The sequence below is a fragment of the Oscillospiraceae bacterium genome, from assembly GCA_025757685.1.
GTDB lineage: Bacteria > Bacillota > Clostridia > Oscillospirales > Acutalibacteraceae > CAG-217.
On the sequence record CP107220.1, the window covers coordinates 637,320 to 652,499 of the forward strand.

A 15,180-nucleotide genomic window follows, 5' to 3' on the forward strand; every position below is an offset into this window, starting at 1 on the left:
TATTCTGCAAGAAAAACGAAATCACAACCCCCAACGAATAGGAGAGCGTGTATGCTATATACTTCAACAAGAAACAACAAGATCCGTGTAACCGCTGCCCAGGCCATTGCCCAGGGAATCAGCGAGGAGGGCGGCCTGTTTGTGCCGGTGGAACTGCCGCATTTTTCTATGGACACGGTACGGGAAATGATGGAGATGTCCTACATTGACCGGGCCAAGACCGTGCTGCGCACCTTCCTGACGGACTTTTCCGACGAGGAGCTGAATTACTGCGTAGAGGGTGCTTACCGGGCAGATAAGTTTTCCAGCCCCGCCGTGGCACCCACGGTGAATATCGGCGGCAAGGAGAATATCTTAGAGCTGTGGCACGGTCCCACCTGTGCCTTTAAGGATATGGCGCTTCAGCTGCTGCCGTATCTGATGACCGTATCTGCCAAAAAGACCGCTGAGGGCAAGACCATTGTGATCCTGGTGGCCACCTCCGGCGATACCGGCAAGGCGGCGTTAGAGGGCTTTAAGGATGTTGACAAGACCAAGATTCTGGTGTTTTACCCGGTGGACGGCGTGTCTCCCATGCAGAAGCTGCAAATGACCACCCAGGAGGGTGAGAATGTGGCAGTCTGCGCCATTCACGGCAATTTTGACGACGCCCAGAGCGCCGTTAAGTCTATCTTTACCAATGACGAAATCAAGGCGGAGTTGGCAAAGAAGAATATGATGTTCTCTTCTGCCAATTCGATTAACTGGGGCCGTCTGGTGCCGCAGATTGTCTATTACTTCTCCGCTTATGCGGATCTGTGCAAAATGGGTCAGCTGCAAGTAGGCGAGCCCATGAATGTGGTGGTGCCCACCGGCAACTTCGGCAACATTTTGGCCGGGTATTATGCCAAGCACATGGGCCTGCCAATTCAGACCATGGTTTGCGCGTCCAATACCAACAATGTACTGACTGATTTCCTGAAAACCGGCACTTATGACCGGAACCGGGACTTTTACGCCACCACTTCTCCCTCTATGGATATTCTCATTAGCTCCAATCTGGAGCGGCTGCTGTACCATATGAGCGGCGAGAGCGACGCTGCCGTGCGCGGCTGGATGACCCAGCTGGCGGAGAACGGAAAATACACGGTAGAGCCGGAAGTGATGGCAAAGATCCAAAATGAGTTTGCCGCCGGTTACTGTGATGAGGCCGCTGTGGCGGATACCATTCACAAGACTTATACCGATCAGAATTACCTGTGCGACACCCACACCGCCGTGGCTGTAAAGGTGTACCGGGACTATGTAGCCCAGACCGGCGACGATCTGCCTACGGTGATTGATTCCACCGCCTCTCCTTACAAGTTCTCCAAGAGCGTGCTCACTGCCGTGCTGGAGGGCAAAACCCCGCAGCTGGATGAGTTCGATATGGTAGAGGAACTGCACCGGGTCACCGGCGCTGCCGTACCGGCGCCCTTGGCTGCATTAAAGGATAAGGCCGTGCGCTTTACCCAGGTATGTGACCGGGAGAATATGAGCCAGATGGTTTTTCAGCTGCTGAACCTGTAACAGAACAAAAAGAGGGCAGGATATCCTAAGATGATACCCTGCCTTTTTCGTCTTTTTCGTCTTTTTACTTACAAGAACAGCCGTCGCAGCACTGGAAGGTCTCGCACGCGGTGTCCGTAGAGGTCTTCGCGTTTTGCGTGCCCACCTGAATATGACCAGCGGTGCAGCAGTCGGAGCCATCGTGGTACTTGCAGTTCTTGACTTCACAGGAAATGCCTTTGATCTCGTCCATTTTTTTCACTCCCTTCCCGCATAGTTTGTGCAGGTGCGGGTATTTTATACGGAAAAGAGGTGCCTTATGGCGCTGTATGCCATTGCTGATACCCATTTGTCCTTTGGCACGGACAAGCCCATGGACAGCTTTCCCGGCTGGAGCGATTATACCGCTCGCTTGGCGGCCAATTGGCGCCATTTGGTGGAACCGCAGGATACGGTGGTGATCGCCGGGGACATTAGCTGGGCCATGAAATTCTCGGAATGTACGGCAGATTTTGCCTTTTTGAATGATCTGCCCGGGCAAAAAATCTTGCTTAAGGGCAATCATGACTATTGGTGGAACACCAAGCGCAAAATGGATCTGTATTTGCAGGAAAATCATTTTGATACTTTACAGATTTTGCATAATCAGGCGATCCCTTACGGCGATGTGGCTTTGTGCGGCAGCCGGGGCTGGTTCTTTGAGGACACACCGGAGGCCCAGGACGAGAAAGTGCTGGCCAGGGAAGTCGGGCGTATTCGTATGTCGTTGGAGGCGGCAGGGGACAGAGAAAAGATCGTTTTTCTTCATTATCCGCCGGTGACCACCGGGAATGCCTGCGCCCCGATCGTAGAATTGTTGCAGCAGTACGGCGTGCAAAAGTGCTACTACGGCCATTTGCACGGCGCAGCCGCTCGGTTTGCTTTTGAGGGGGAGTATCAAGGCATTGATTTTCGCCTGATCTCTGCCGATCATCTGGCGTTTACCCCCTTATTTATCTGCAAATGAGCAGAAAAGCCAAATAATATAAATACTTGCTTGAAATTAAGAAATAGATATGTTATAATGCCAAATCGGTGATATTAGATAAATTTTGAGGAGGTCAAAGCAATGGCACTGAAATCATCCAATAAAGTGGACACCAATGTTTATGAAATCGAGGTTACCGTTGCCCCTGAGGAATTTACTCAGGCTTGCAAGGACGCATATTTGAAGCGCAGAAAATCTATCCAACTGCCCGGCTTCAGAAAGGGCAAGGCTACCCAGGGTATGATCGAAAAGCTCTACGGTGAGGGCTTCTTCTATGAGGACGCACTGGAGATCGTGTATCCCGCAGTTGTTACGGCTGCCATTGAGGAGGCCGGTCTGCGTACGGTGGACTCTCCCGCCGAGCTGGATGTTAAGACCATCAGCAAGTCCGAGGGCGTGGATATGACCATGAAGGTCACTGTGTACCCGGAGGTCAAGCTGGGCCAGTATAAAGGCCTGGAGGCTGTGCAGCTGCCCACAGAGGCAGACGATGAGGATGTGGCCAACGAGCTGACCAACATGCTGGACAGAAACAGCCGACTGGTGACTGTTGAGGACCGTGCTGCCGAGATGGGCGACACTGCAGAGATCGACTTTGAGGGCTTTGTGGACGGCGTTGCATTTGACGGCGGCAAAGGCGAGAACTATCCCCTGGAGCTGGGCTCCGGTTCCTTTATCCCCGGCTTTGAGGAGCAGGTAGCCGGTCACAAGACCGAGGAAGCATTTGATGTGAATGTAACTTTCCCGGAGGAGTACCAGGCAGAGAATCTGGCCGGTAAAGACGCTGTGTTTAAGGTGAAGATCCACGAGATCAAGACCAAGGAAGTACCGGCACTGGACGACGAGTTTGCCAAGGACGTGTCCGAGTTTGACACTCTGGACGAGTTGAAAGCCGACCTGAAGAAGCAGCTTAGCGAGAAAAAGGCGGAGGAAGCCCGTCGCGATCTGGAGAACCAGCTGCTGGAGCAGGCCATCGACGGTATGGAAGCCGAGATCCCGGAAGTGATGTTCACCAAGCGCGCCGACGAGATGATCAACGACTATGCTTACCGCTTGCAGGCCCAGGGCATTGACTTGCAGACCTACTTGCAGTACATGGGTCAGGATATGGACGCATTCCGCGCTACCTTTAAGGACGGCGCCGAGAAGCAGGTTAAGGCTTCTTTGGTACTGGAAGCCATCGTGGCTGCTGAGAAGCTGGAAGCCACAGAGGACGAGATCAACGCCGAGATCGACAAGCTGGCCCAGCAGTATGGTATGGAAGCGGAGCAGATCAAGAAGGCTGTACCGGCTGACCAGATCGCTGCCGATGTAACCACCAAGAAGGCACTGGATCTGATCGTGGACAGCGCCAAGTTGGTAGCGAAGAAAGCGGAAAAGAAGGCCGCCAAGAAGTCCACTGCCAAGAAGGCAGACGACAAAAAGGCAGAGAAGAAGCCCGCTGCCAAAAAGACTGCCGCTAAGAAGCCCGCTGCCAAGAAAACCGCCAAGAAAGAGGAGGACGCCGAGTAATTCGGCGCATGCCTTTGAATGAATAAGCAAAACACGGTCTATATTATAACAGACCGTGTTTCCGCATAAACTGAGTTTAAGGAAAGTGATTTTATGGCTTTAGTCCCTTATGTTGTAGAGCAGACCGGCGCCGGCGAGCGCTCCATGGATATTTATTCCCGGCTGCTCAGTGACCGTATTATTGTGCTCTCTGACCAGGTGAACGACACCACCGCTTCTTTGGTGGTGGCCCAGCTGCTGTTTTTGGAGAGCCAGGACAGTGAGAAAGACATCAGCCTGTATATCAACAGCCCCGGCGGCTCCGTAACTGCCGGTCTGGCGATTTACGACACGATGAATTATATCAAGTGCGATGTGTCCACCATCTGTGTGGGTATGGCCGCCAGCATGGGTGCGTTCTTGCTTTCCAGCGGCGCCAAGGGCAAGCGCATTGCACTGCCCAACAGTGAAATACTCATTCACCAGCCCTTGATCGGCGGCAATGGCCTGACCGGTCAGGCGACAGATATTGAATTGGCTGCCAAGAACTTGGTGCGCACCAAGGAACGACTCAATGAAATTCTTGCCAAGAATACCGGCAAGAGCTATGAGCAGATTGTGCAGGACACAGACCGAGATAACAGCATGACCGCACAGGAAGCGCTGGCGTACGGCCTGGTGGATAAGGTGATCGACAAGAGATAACACGGTTAGACGGACGGATGGCAGCATCCGTCCTGTCTTTCTATTTTGGATTTGGAGTGTGCATACATGGCACGAGATGACAATTACAATCGTATGACCCGGTGCTCCTTCTGCGGCAAGTCAGAGGCAATGGTTCACAAGCTGATTGAGGGTCCGGGCGTATTTATCTGTGACGAGTGTATTCGCCTTTGCAACGACTTGATCCAGAGCACCGAATTGGCGGACGCCCCCGGTAAGCAGGGGGAGGACGGCGATATGGTGCTGCCCAAGCCGGCAGAGATCAAGGCCCAGCTGGACGCCTATGTGATCGGCCAGGACGAGGCAAAAAAAGCGCTGTCCGTTGCAGTATATAACCACTATAAGCGTATTTTCAGTACCCAAAAGGACGATGTGGAGCTGCAAAAGAGCAATATCTTGCTGATGGGTCCCACCGGCGTGGGCAAAACTATGCTGGCCCAGACCCTGGCAAAGATCCTGAATGTTCCCTTTGCCATTGCAGACGCCACCACCCTGACCGAGGCCGGGTATGTGGGCGAGGACGTAGAAAATATTTTGCTGCGCTTGATCCAGGCGGCGGACTTTGATGTGGAACGCGCCGAACGGGGCATTATCTATGTGGACGAGATTGACAAAATCAGCCGCAAGAGTGAGAACCGCTCCATTACCCGTGATGTAAGCGGCGAAGGTGTGCAGCAGGCGCTGCTGAAGATTTTGGAGGGAACAGTGTCCAATGTTCCCCCCGGCGGCGGGCGCAAGCACCCCCAGCAGGAGTTTATTCAGATTGATACGACGAACATTCTCTTTATCTGCGGCGGTGCCTTTGACGGCATCGAAAAAATCATTGAGAAGCGGATCGGTGGCAAGTCTATGGGCTTTGGCGCGGATATTCAAGCGGAAGATGTGGACGAAAACCGCGTGATGGAGCGGGTAGAGCAGCACGATCTGGTGAAGTATGGGCTGATTCCGGAACTGATTGGGCGTATTCCCGTGATCGCCGTCTTAGAGAATTTGGATAAACCGGCATTGATCCGCATTATGACGGAGCCGAAGAATTCCATCGTGAAGCAGTATACCCGTATGTTCCAAATGGACGGGGTGCAGCTGGAGTTCCAGCCGGAGGCGCTGGCGGCTATGGCGGATGTGACCCTGGAGCGCAAAACCGGTGCCCGCGGTCTGCGCAGTGTGTTTGAGACGACCTTAAAGGAACTGATGTTCCAGATCCCCAGCGACAGCACGGTGGAGAAGGTGACCATTACCCCGGAGACGGTGCGCAGCGGTGCAGAACCGATCATTTTGCGCAATCCCAAGAAGGAGAGCCACGACCTAACGGCCGGTGCTCTAAAGAACGCATAAGCAAAGGAGTGCAGTGCGCAGCAGCGTATTGCGCTCTTTTTTCCTTTACAGGTTGCCTTTTTATATATTTTATTATATAATACTGCGTAGCGATTTTTTTCTGCTTATGATTTTTTGAATGTAGAAGTAGGTTTTATAGATGGACGAGATGAACATTTTTGAGACGGCGCCCAGCTTCCCGGTGATCCCTTTGCGGGGACTGGTGATGTTCCCGGATATGGTGCTGCACTTTGATGTGGGGCGCAAAAAGAGCGTTGCTGCGCTGAAAGCAGCCATGAATGCGGATCAAAAGATCTTTTTAGTGTCCCAAAAGGACGCAGCGGTGGATGAACCGGGGCTGGATGATCTGTTCGGCGTAGGCGTGATTTGCTCTGTGCGGCAGATGATGCGCATTCCCGGCAGCGAAAATATGCGCGTGGTAGCCGAAGGTGACGGGCGCGGCGCTTTAATGGCGTTTGTACGCACCAAGCCGTTTCTTTCTGCGGTGGTACAGCCGCTGGAGGAACCGGAGGATCAGTTGGATCCGGATCGGGCCAATGCTTATCGCCGTGCGGTGAAAAAAGAATTTGAGCATTACGCCGAGATGGTACCCAAAATCAGCAATGATGTGATTGCTAAGGTGCTTGCTTATCAGGAAAACGGTCCTTTGGCGGATTATATTTGCTCCAATACCTTTATGGATTATGCGGACAAGCAGGATGTGCTGGAGTGCTTGGACCCGGGTGAGCGGCTGCGTATGCTCTTAATGCTCCTGAGCAAGGAAAATACCACCCTGGAGATTGAAACGGAGCTGCATGAGCGCGTGCAGGCTGAGATCGACAAAAATCAGCGGGAGTATTACCTACGGGAGGAAATGCGGGTGATCTCCGAGTCTTTGGGCGAGGAGGATAATCCCCAGGAGGAAGCGGACGGCTACCGGGAGAAGATCGGCAAGCTGCGCTGCGATGAGGAAGCCAAAACCCATTTGCTAAAGGAATGCGACAAGCTGGCAAAAATGCCCCAAGGTTCCCACGAGGCCACAGTGGTGCGCAATTATTTGGACAAGTGCCTGGAAATTCCGTTCGGTACATATACCAAAGACAATATGCGCCTGGATCGTGCCCGCAAGGTGCTGGATAAGGATCATTACGGATTGGATAAAGTGAAAGACCGCATTGTGGAGTCCTTGGCAGTGCTGCGGCGCAACCCGGACTTCTCCGGTCAAATTCTCTGTTTGGCAGGCCCGCCTGGGGTAGGTAAAACCTCTATCGTCAAATCCCTGGCAAAGGCCATGAACCGCAAGTATGTGCGGGTGGCGCTGGGCGGTGTCCACGATGAGGCAGAAATTCGCGGCCACAGAAAGACTTATATCGGCGCTATGCCCGGCCGCATTATTGATGCAGTGATCAAAAGCGGCAGTATGAACCCCATTATCTTGCTGGACGAGATCGACAAGATCGGCAACGACATCAAAGGCGACCCGTCCTCCGCACTGTTGGAGGCGCTGGACCCGGAGCAGAACAATACCTTTGCCGATCATTATATTGAGTTTCCTGTGGATCTGTCTAAGGTGCTGTTTATCACCACTGCCAATGATACTTCCACCATTGCTCCGCCGCTGTTTGACCGTATGGAGGTTATTGAGCTTGGTTCCTATACCGCTACGGAGAAGTTCCGTATCGCCAAGGATCATTTGGTGAAGAAAGAGATGACCAAGCATGCGCTGAGTGCCAGAGAGTTTAAGGTCACGGACGGCGCGCTGGAGGAGATCATCGCGCATTATACCAGAGAGGCCGGTGTGCGGCGGCTGGAGAAATGTATCGGCACCCTGTGCCGCAAGGCGTCCGTAGCGCTGGAAAGTGGCGCCAAGTCTTTTCGCGTGAACGAAAAGAACTTGCAGGACTATCTGGGCGTGCCCAAGTACACGGATGACCTGATCCCAGGCGAAAACCAAGTGGGCGTGGTCAACGGTCTGGCTTGGACTTCCGTAGGCGGCACCATGCTGCCCATTGAAGTGTCTGCCTTCCCGGGCACCGGCAAGGTGCAGATCACCGGTAATTTAGGCGATGTGATGACCGAGAGCGTTAAGACCGCCGTGGGCTTTATCCGCTCCCGCACAGACACCTATGGTATTGACGATCAGTTCTATAAAAATAAAGACTTGCACATTCACGCTCCGGAGGCAGCCATTCCCAAGGACGGCCCCTCTGCCGGACTGGCCATCACCACGGCGCTGGTCAGCGAGCTGACAGGCATTCCCATTCGCTGTGATGTGGCCATGACTGGCGAGATCAGCCTAAAAGGGCGGGCGCTGCCCATCGGTGGATTGAAAGAAAAGAGTATGGCCGCCTACAAGGCCGGTTGCTCCACGGTGATTATTCCGGCGGAGAACAGCAAGGATTTGCAGGAGATCGGCGAAGAGGTGAAAGCGGGCGTGCGCTTTGTGCCGATAGACACCTTTGACCAGGTGCTGCCTATTGCGCTGGAATACATGCCCACACCTACCGCCCGGGAGGACAAGCCCGCCGCCGTGCCGGTGGCCAAGTCCAAGCGTGCCGATCGGCCGGTGGCTCAGTGAGGTGCCTATGAATTATAACAAAGCAACCTTTGATCGCGCCTTTGGCATCTCCGCCCAACTGCCCCCGGCAGACGGAATTGAGATTGCCTTTGCCGGGCGCTCCAATGTGGGCAAAAGCTCACTGCTCAACCGCCTGTTTAACCGCAAGTCTCTGGCTCGGGTCAGTTCCGTACCCGGCAAGACGGTGACCGTCAACTTCTATGATGTGGACGGCGTGCACTTTGTGGATCTGCCCGGTTACGGCTATGCCAAGATCTCTAAGGCGGAGAAAAAGCGGTTTGGTGAGTTGATGGAGGGCTATTTTCAAAGCGGACGGCCCATTCGCCTTGTGGTGCAGCTGATTGATATGCGCCACGCCCCCACGGCGGATGATCTGCAAATGATCGACTTTTTGCAGCAGATCGGACTGCCCTTTGTGGTGGTGCTCACCAAGGCGGATAAATTAAAACCCACTCAGTATAAAAAAAGACTGGAAGAACTGGGCACGGAGTTGCCAAACCTGGGCACAGGCGTGCAGGTGATCCCGTTCTCTTCTGTGAAAGGGCAGGGGAGCGAACAGTTAAAGGCCGTGATCGAACTGGCCTGCCAGTCGGAATGATAGAAGCGGAGGATAGAAAAGATGGAGAAATTACCTTTTGTCACCAAGGAAAAGGCGGAGGAGATCGCAGCGCAGTTTCCCACCCCCTTTCATCTGTACGATGAGCGGGGTATTCGGGAAAATGCGGCTAAACTGAAAGAGGCTTTTGCCTGGAACAAGGGCTACAAGGAGTTCTTTGCCGTCAAGGCAACGCCCAACCCCTTTCTGATTAACATTCTGCGGGAGTACGGCTGCGGCTGTGACTGCTCGTCCAAGACGGAGCTGATGCTCTCCAAAGCCATTGGCGCCGTGGGGGAAGATATTATGTTTTCTTCCAACGACACGCCCTTAGAGGAGTTCAAATACTGCAACGACCTGGGCGGTATCATCAACCTGGATGACATTACCCATATTGAAGCAGTGGAAAAAGCCTGCGGCAAGCTGCCCCGCAAAATGAGCTGCCGCTACAATCCCGGCGGTATGTTTAAGATCACCAATGATATTATGGACAACCCGGGAGACGCCAAGTACGGTATGACCACCGAACAGCTGTTTGAGGCCTTCCGGATCATGAAGCCCAAGGGCGTAGAGGAGTTCGGCCTGCATGCCTTCCTGTGCTCCAATACGGTGACCAACGAGTATTATCCGCTGCTGGCCAAGGTGCTGTTTGATGTAGCAGTGCGGCTGAAGAACGAGCTGGGCGTAAAAATCAGCTTTATCAATCTGTCCGGCGGTGTTGGCATTCCTTACCGTCCGGAGCAGGAGCCGAATGATATTTTGAAGATCGGCGCCGGTGTACATAAGGTGTATGATGAGGTGCTTACCGCCAACGGTATGGGCGATGTGGCGATCTATACCGAGCTCGGCCGCTTTATGATGGGCCCCTACGGCGGCTTGGTGACCCGCGCCATTAACGAAAAGCATACTTATAAGGAGTATGTGGGCGTAGATGCTTGCGCCGTGAACCTGATGCGCCCAGCCATCTACGGTGCGTATCACCATGTGACGGTGCTGGGCAAGGAGGATCAGCCCTGCGACCACAAGTACGATGTGACCGGCTCCCTTTGCGAGAATTGCGACAAATTTGCCGTGGACCGTATGCTGCCGGAAATTGAACGGGGCGATCTGCTGTTTATCCACGACGCCGGCGCCCACGGCTTCTCCATGGGCTACAACTATAACGGCAAGCTGAAAAGTGCGGAAATTTTGTTGAAGACCGACGGCACTTTCCAGATGATCCGTCGGGCAGAGACGCCCAAGGATTACTTTGCCACCTTTGATTGCTTTGACTTTTACAATGACCTGATCAAAGGCTAAGAAAGATAAAAAAAGAGCGACCGGACAATTTTGTCCGATCGCTTTTTTGCGTTTTGCTGTTGGTTATTTGGTATAGAACATGGCGCCGGTTTGCGATTTGCTGTATCGGTACACACTCATCTCGATTCCCAAAGCCAGGTAGATACAGAGTGACGAGGAACCGCCGGCGGAGAACAGGGGCAGGGTGATGCCGATGCAGGGCAGCAGGCTCAGCTCCATGCCGATATTAACAAAGGTCTGGGCAAAGAGCATAACGGCAATGCCGCTGCACATCAGGTAGCCGCCGTTATCCCGGGCACGCAGGCCGGTTTGACCTACCCGCAAAATCAGTATCGTTAAAATTAAAATCACTGCCAGTGCGCCGATAAACCCAAATTCCTCACCGGCTACGGACAGAATCATATCGTTCTGATTTTCCGGCACGGCGCCGCTTTGGGTCATATCGCCCTTTAAGAAGCCTTGGCCGAGAAAACCGCCGTTGCCCATGGCGATCTTGCCGTTATTTTGTTGATACATGGTGCTCTCGTATTGCTCCGGGTAAAACAGGGCAATGATCCGCTCCCGCTGCAAGCCGGAGATCAGCTTCAACTTCCAGGCGGCCACAAAACCCACGATCAGCGCGCAAAACCCGGCTAAGAAGTAGCCGATGTTAATGCGGGCAAAGAACAGCATGCCGATAAACATAATCAGGAAGATCAGGGCAGACCCGGCGTCACCGGTCATCAGCACCAGCCCAATGGGGATCATGCCGTGGATCACCAAAGGAATGATGGTGCGTATTTTATTGATCTTGTCCCGTACCATATCCAGGTGGTAGGAAAAGGAGATGATAAAGCCTACTTTCAGCAGCTCAGAGGACTGGAAGGTCAGCACCTTCAGGTCGATCCAGCTGCGGGCGTCCTGCCGGGCATCCGGCGCAATGCCAAAGAAAAAAGTGTAGATCATCAAACCTACGCACCCGGCGGCGATCACCGGCCACAGCTTGGCTACCGCCTCATAGTTCACATTAGAAACCAGTAGGCAGATCACTACCCCCAGCGCCACGGACAGGAACATGGAGCGCACATCGCTGCTGATGATCTTGCCGTCCTTTAAGGCAGAGTGGGTAGCGCTGTACACCAGCGCCAAACCGTATAGAGAGCCAACCATGGCGGTTAGCAAAGTTACATAATCTAAACCGGAAAATAATTCCAACAGCGGCGATTGCTTTTGCCGACTGTGCACGATCTGCCTCCTCTCATTACAGGGTAGTCTTTATTATATTATGAATTTTGCCAGAATTCAAGAGAAGCGGGCAATTATTACTTGGATTATTTTATCCCTTGTGTTATAATAACTTGCGAGAAACGTTGCGCCCGCTGTGGCGCGTACAGGAGTATGTATATGCTGACAGATATTGAGATCGCCGCACAGGCGAAAATGAAAAGAATTACGGATGTGGCTGCGGCTATGGGTATTCATCCGGAGGAGCTGGAGCCTTACGGCCATTATAAAGCGAAGCTGTCCGATGATCTGCTGACTCGGCTGCAAGATCGTCCGGACGGCAAGCTGGTGCTGGTAACGGCGGTCAACCCTACCCCTGCCGGTGAGGGCAAGACCACCGTGAGTATCGGCTTGGGTCAAGCGATGTGCAAACTGGGAAAAAATGCGGTGATCGCTCTGCGGGAGCCGTCCCTGGGTCCGGTGTTCGGCATTAAGGGCGGCGCTGCCGGCGGCGGTTACAGCCAGGTGGTGCCTATGGAGGACATTAACCTGCACTTTACCGGTGATCTGCATGCCATTACCAGTGCCAATAATCTGATGTGTGCGCTGCTGGATAACCATATTCAGCAGGGGAATGTGCTGGGGATTGATCCCCGCCGTGTGCAGGTGAAGCGGTGCATGGATATGAACGATCGCGCCCTGCGCAATATTATCTGCTCTCTGGGCGGCACCCTGAACGGCGTGCCCCGGGAGGATCACTTTTGCATAACCGTTGCCAGTGAGGTAATGGCAATCCTGTGTCTTGCGGAGGATCTGCAAGATTTGAAAAAGCGGCTGGGTGATATTTTGGTAGCGTATACCTACGACGGCGCACCGGTGTATGCCCGGGATATTCAGGCAAACGGCGCCATGACCGTGCTGCTGAAGGATGCGATTAAGCCCAATTTGGTGCAGACCTTGGAGAATACGCCGGCCATTATGCACGGCGGTCCCTTTGCCAATATTGCCCACGGCTGCAACTCTGTACGGGCTACCAAAACCGCGTTGAAGCTGGGCGATTACGCCATTACCGAGGCGGGCTTTGGCTCTGACCTGGGGGCAGAGAAATTCTTTGACATTAAGTGCCGCTACGCGGGGCTGACCCCCGCCTGCGTGGTGCTGGTGTCTACCGTGCGGTCTATGAAATATAACGGCGGCGTACCCAAGGATCAGCTGAAAGAGGAGAATTTAGACGCGCTGCGCGCCGGTTCTGTCAATTTGCTGGCGCATATTGAGAACTTGAAGAAATTCGGTGTGCCGGTGGTGGTGGCGATCAACCACTTCTATGCGGACACCCAAGCGGAGATCGACTACGTAGAGCAAATCTGCAAGGCGGCAGGCGCGGATTTTGCCGTGACCAAGTGCTTTGCGGAGGGCGGCGCCGGCAGTCTGGAGCTGGCAGAGAAAGTGGCTGCCGCCTGTGAAAAGGAAAATCACTTCCATACCCTGTACGACCTGGATCTGCCGGTGTATGAGAAGATCGAGAAAATTGCCAAAGAGGTCTACGGTGCCGACGGTGTGGACTACACGAAGGCGGCGAAAAAGGCCATTGACGGCTTTATTGCACTGGGGGCAGACAAACTCCCGGTGTGTATGGCAAAGACCCAGTACAGTTTGTCTGACGACCCCACAAAGCTAGGGCGCCCCAGCGGCTTTCGCATTACCGTCAGCAGCGCCAGTCTGTCTGCCGGCGCCGGGTTCCTGGTGTGCCAAACCGGCAATGTGATGATCATGCCCGGCCTGTCCAAATCACCGGCGGCCTACCGCATTGATGTGGACGATCAGGGCAACACCGTGGGGCTGTTCTGATGCAAGTATTTCATTCTCATAGTTATGCGGATACGGTTCGTATTGCTGCCGATCTGGCAAAGACCTTGCCAACCGGCACGGTGATTGCCTACTTGGGCGACCTGGGGGCGGGCAAAACCGCCTTTACCGCCGGACTGGCAAAAGGGCTGGGGTTGACGGTGGATGTGACTTCACCTACCTTTGCCATTTGCAATACGTATCGGCAGGGAGATGTGACCCTGCACCACTTTGATATGTACCGGGTAGACAGCTGGGACGATTTGTATTCCACCGGGTTCTTTGATTATTTGGACACTGGCGCTTACCTGGCCATCGAATGGAGCGAGAATGTGTACGGTGCGTTGCCGCCGGACACCCTGATGGTGGAAATTTCCAAAACAGGGGAGCAGGATCGCACCATTGAGATTTATAAAAAAGAGGAGGAGAAAGCATGATCCTTGCGGTAGATGCATCATCTGTTACCGCAGCCGCGGCTCTATGTAGTGGTGACGGCGCGGTGGTGCGCAGCGACTTTCTCCATAACGGCCTGACCCACAGCGAAACCCTGCTGCCTATGATTCGGCGGGTACTGGGGGACACCTCGGTGGCAGACCTGGACGCCATTGCTGTTACTGCCGGTCCCGGTTCCTTTACCGGGGTGCGGATTGGCGTGGCCACCGTTAAAGGTCTTGCCTTCGACAGGGATATTCCTTGTATCGCCGTGTCTGCTTTGGAAGCGGTGGCGTACCAGTTCCCGGAGGAGAACGCAGTGATCTGCGTGGTGATGGACGCCCGCCGTGGGCAGTTCTATAACGCCCTTTTTCGTGTGGAGAACGGTGAGGTGGAGCGCCTTTGCCCGGACCGGGCTGTGGACGGCGCTGCACTGGCTGAAGAATTGGCCGCCTATGACCGAGTGATCGTGGCCGGTGACGGCGCCCAGTTGTTTGCACCCTTGTTCCCGGCTGGGGAGGTAGCCCCTCCACAGCGGCAGTATGTGACCGGGCACGGCGTGGCCCTGGCCGCCCAAAAACAGAAAACCATGCCCGCCGCTGCGCTGATGCCTGTATATCTGCGGCTTAGCCAGGCGGAACGGCAATTAAAATTAAAAAAAGGAGAATCATAATGAAGATTGCAATGGGTTCCGATCATGCGGGCTTCCCGCTGAAAGAGGAGATTAAAAAAGTGCTGCTGGAGCAGGGCTATGAAGTAGAAGATGTGGGCTGCTATTCCCCGGAACGCTTCGATTACGCCATCAGCGCCCAAAAGGCCTGTGATTTGGTGGTAGACGGTACTTGCGAAAAAGCCATTCTGTGCTGCGGTACCGGTATTGGCATCTCTATGGCTGCCAATAAGGTCAAGGGCATTCGGGCTGCCTGTTGCTCCGATTATTTCAGCGCCAAGTACACCCGCGCCCATAATGATGCCAATGTGCTGTGCATGGGCGATCGTGTGGTCGGCGCCGGGCTGGCTCTGGAGCTGGTGCAGGTGTTCCTAACCACACCCTTTGAGGGTGGCCGTCACCAGACCCGTATTGACCAAATTATGGACATTGAGGCTGGCAAAAAGCTCTACTGAGTTTAAGACAGAAAAAAGCGC

14 protein-coding genes are annotated in these 15,180 nt (G+C 53.9%); 12 read left to right on the plus strand and 2 right to left on the minus strand.

Features of this window, described 5'->3' with window-relative positions:
• Nucleotides 1-51 precede the first annotated feature (51 nt).
• Nucleotides 52-1,548 (plus strand): threonine synthase, encoded by a 1,497-nt coding sequence (thrC, locus tag OGM59_02830; protein ID UYI91414.1) that lies wholly within the window; start codon nt 52-54, stop codon nt 1,546-1,548.
• A gap of 64 nt (nt 1,549-1,612) precedes the next feature.
• Here the strand turns inward: thrC and OGM59_02835 are convergent, their stop codons facing one another.
• Nucleotides 1,613-1,780 (minus strand): DUF1540 domain-containing protein, encoded by a 168-nt coding sequence (locus OGM59_02835; protein ID UYI91415.1) that lies wholly within the window; start codon nt 1,778-1,780, stop codon nt 1,613-1,615.
• 66 nt (nt 1,781-1,846) lie between these two features.
• Here OGM59_02835 and OGM59_02840 point away from each other — a divergent pair, with 66 nt between their 5' ends.
• From OGM59_02840 to OGM59_02870, 7 genes are all read left to right on the plus strand, one after another.
• Nucleotides 1,847-2,533 carry a metallophosphoesterase gene (locus tag OGM59_02840; GenBank protein UYI91416.1) on the plus strand — a complete coding sequence of 229 codons (687 nt, stop codon included), beginning with the start codon at nt 1,847-1,849 and terminating at the stop codon, nt 2,531-2,533.
• A 102-nt stretch (nt 2,534-2,635) separates the two neighbouring features.
• Complete coding sequence (gene tig / locus OGM59_02845; protein ID UYI91417.1) at nt 2,636-4,066, plus strand: trigger factor; 1,431 nt, start codon at nt 2,636-2,638, stop codon at nt 4,064-4,066.
• 93 nt (nt 4,067-4,159) lie between these two features.
• Nucleotides 4,160-4,750: an ATP-dependent Clp endopeptidase proteolytic subunit ClpP gene (gene clpP, locus OGM59_02850; GenBank protein ID UYI91418.1), complete on the plus strand. Its 591-nt coding sequence runs from the start codon at nt 4,160-4,162 to the stop codon at nt 4,748-4,750.
• A 66-nt stretch (nt 4,751-4,816) separates the two neighbouring features.
• Nucleotides 4,817-6,103 carry an ATP-dependent Clp protease ATP-binding subunit ClpX gene (clpX, locus tag OGM59_02855; protein ID UYI91419.1) on the plus strand — a complete coding sequence of 429 codons (1,287 nt, stop codon included), beginning with the start codon at nt 4,817-4,819 and terminating at the stop codon, nt 6,101-6,103.
• A gap of 139 nt (nt 6,104-6,242) precedes the next feature.
• The gene (gene lon, locus OGM59_02860) at nt 6,243-8,660 is read left to right on the plus strand and encodes an endopeptidase La (protein ID UYI91420.1); all 2,418 of its coding nucleotides are present in this window, start codon (nt 6,243-6,245) and stop codon (nt 8,658-8,660) included.
• Between the two features lie 7 nt (nt 8,661-8,667).
• Nucleotides 8,668-9,258: a ribosome biogenesis GTP-binding protein YihA/YsxC gene (yihA, locus tag OGM59_02865; protein UYI91421.1), complete on the plus strand. Its 591-nt coding sequence runs from the start codon at nt 8,668-8,670 to the stop codon at nt 9,256-9,258.
• 21 nt (nt 9,259-9,279) lie between these two features.
• Nucleotides 9,280-10,554, plus strand: a complete 1,275-nt coding sequence (locus OGM59_02870) for a diaminopimelate decarboxylase (protein ID UYI91422.1) — start codon at nt 9,280-9,282, stop codon at nt 10,552-10,554.
• A gap of 63 nt (nt 10,555-10,617) precedes the next feature.
• Here the strand turns inward: OGM59_02870 and OGM59_02875 are convergent, their stop codons facing one another.
• Nucleotides 10,618-11,778: an FtsW/RodA/SpoVE family cell cycle protein gene (locus tag OGM59_02875; protein UYI91423.1), complete on the minus strand. Its 1,161-nt coding sequence runs from the start codon at nt 11,776-11,778 to the stop codon at nt 10,618-10,620.
• A 159-nt stretch (nt 11,779-11,937) separates the two neighbouring features.
• On the opposite strand from OGM59_02875, the gene OGM59_02880 reads away from it, so the two are divergent.
• From OGM59_02880 to rpiB, 4 genes are read left to right on the plus strand one after another with little or no spacing between them, the layout of a single operon-like run.
• Nucleotides 11,938-13,605, plus strand: a complete 1,668-nt coding sequence (locus tag OGM59_02880) for a formate--tetrahydrofolate ligase (GenBank protein ID UYI91424.1) — start codon at nt 11,938-11,940, stop codon at nt 13,603-13,605.
• On the plus strand, nt 13,605-14,039 hold the full coding sequence (gene tsaE, locus OGM59_02885) for a tRNA (adenosine(37)-N6)-threonylcarbamoyltransferase complex ATPase subunit type 1 TsaE (GenBank protein UYI91425.1): 435 nt from the start codon (nt 13,605-13,607) through the stop codon (nt 14,037-14,039). Before OGM59_02880 ends, tsaE begins: the two co-directional genes overlap by 1 nt.
• Nucleotides 14,036-14,707 carry a tRNA (adenosine(37)-N6)-threonylcarbamoyltransferase complex dimerization subunit type 1 TsaB gene (gene tsaB, locus OGM59_02890; protein ID UYI91426.1) on the plus strand — a complete coding sequence of 224 codons (672 nt, stop codon included), beginning with the start codon at nt 14,036-14,038 and terminating at the stop codon, nt 14,705-14,707. Before tsaE ends, tsaB begins: the two co-directional genes overlap by 4 nt.
• Nucleotides 14,707-15,159, plus strand: coding sequence for a ribose 5-phosphate isomerase B (gene rpiB, locus OGM59_02895; GenBank protein UYI91427.1), 453 nt, complete (start codon nt 14,707-14,709; stop codon nt 15,157-15,159). Before tsaB ends, rpiB begins: the two co-directional genes overlap by 1 nt.
• The last annotated feature ends 21 nt before the right edge of the window (nt 15,160-15,180 follow it).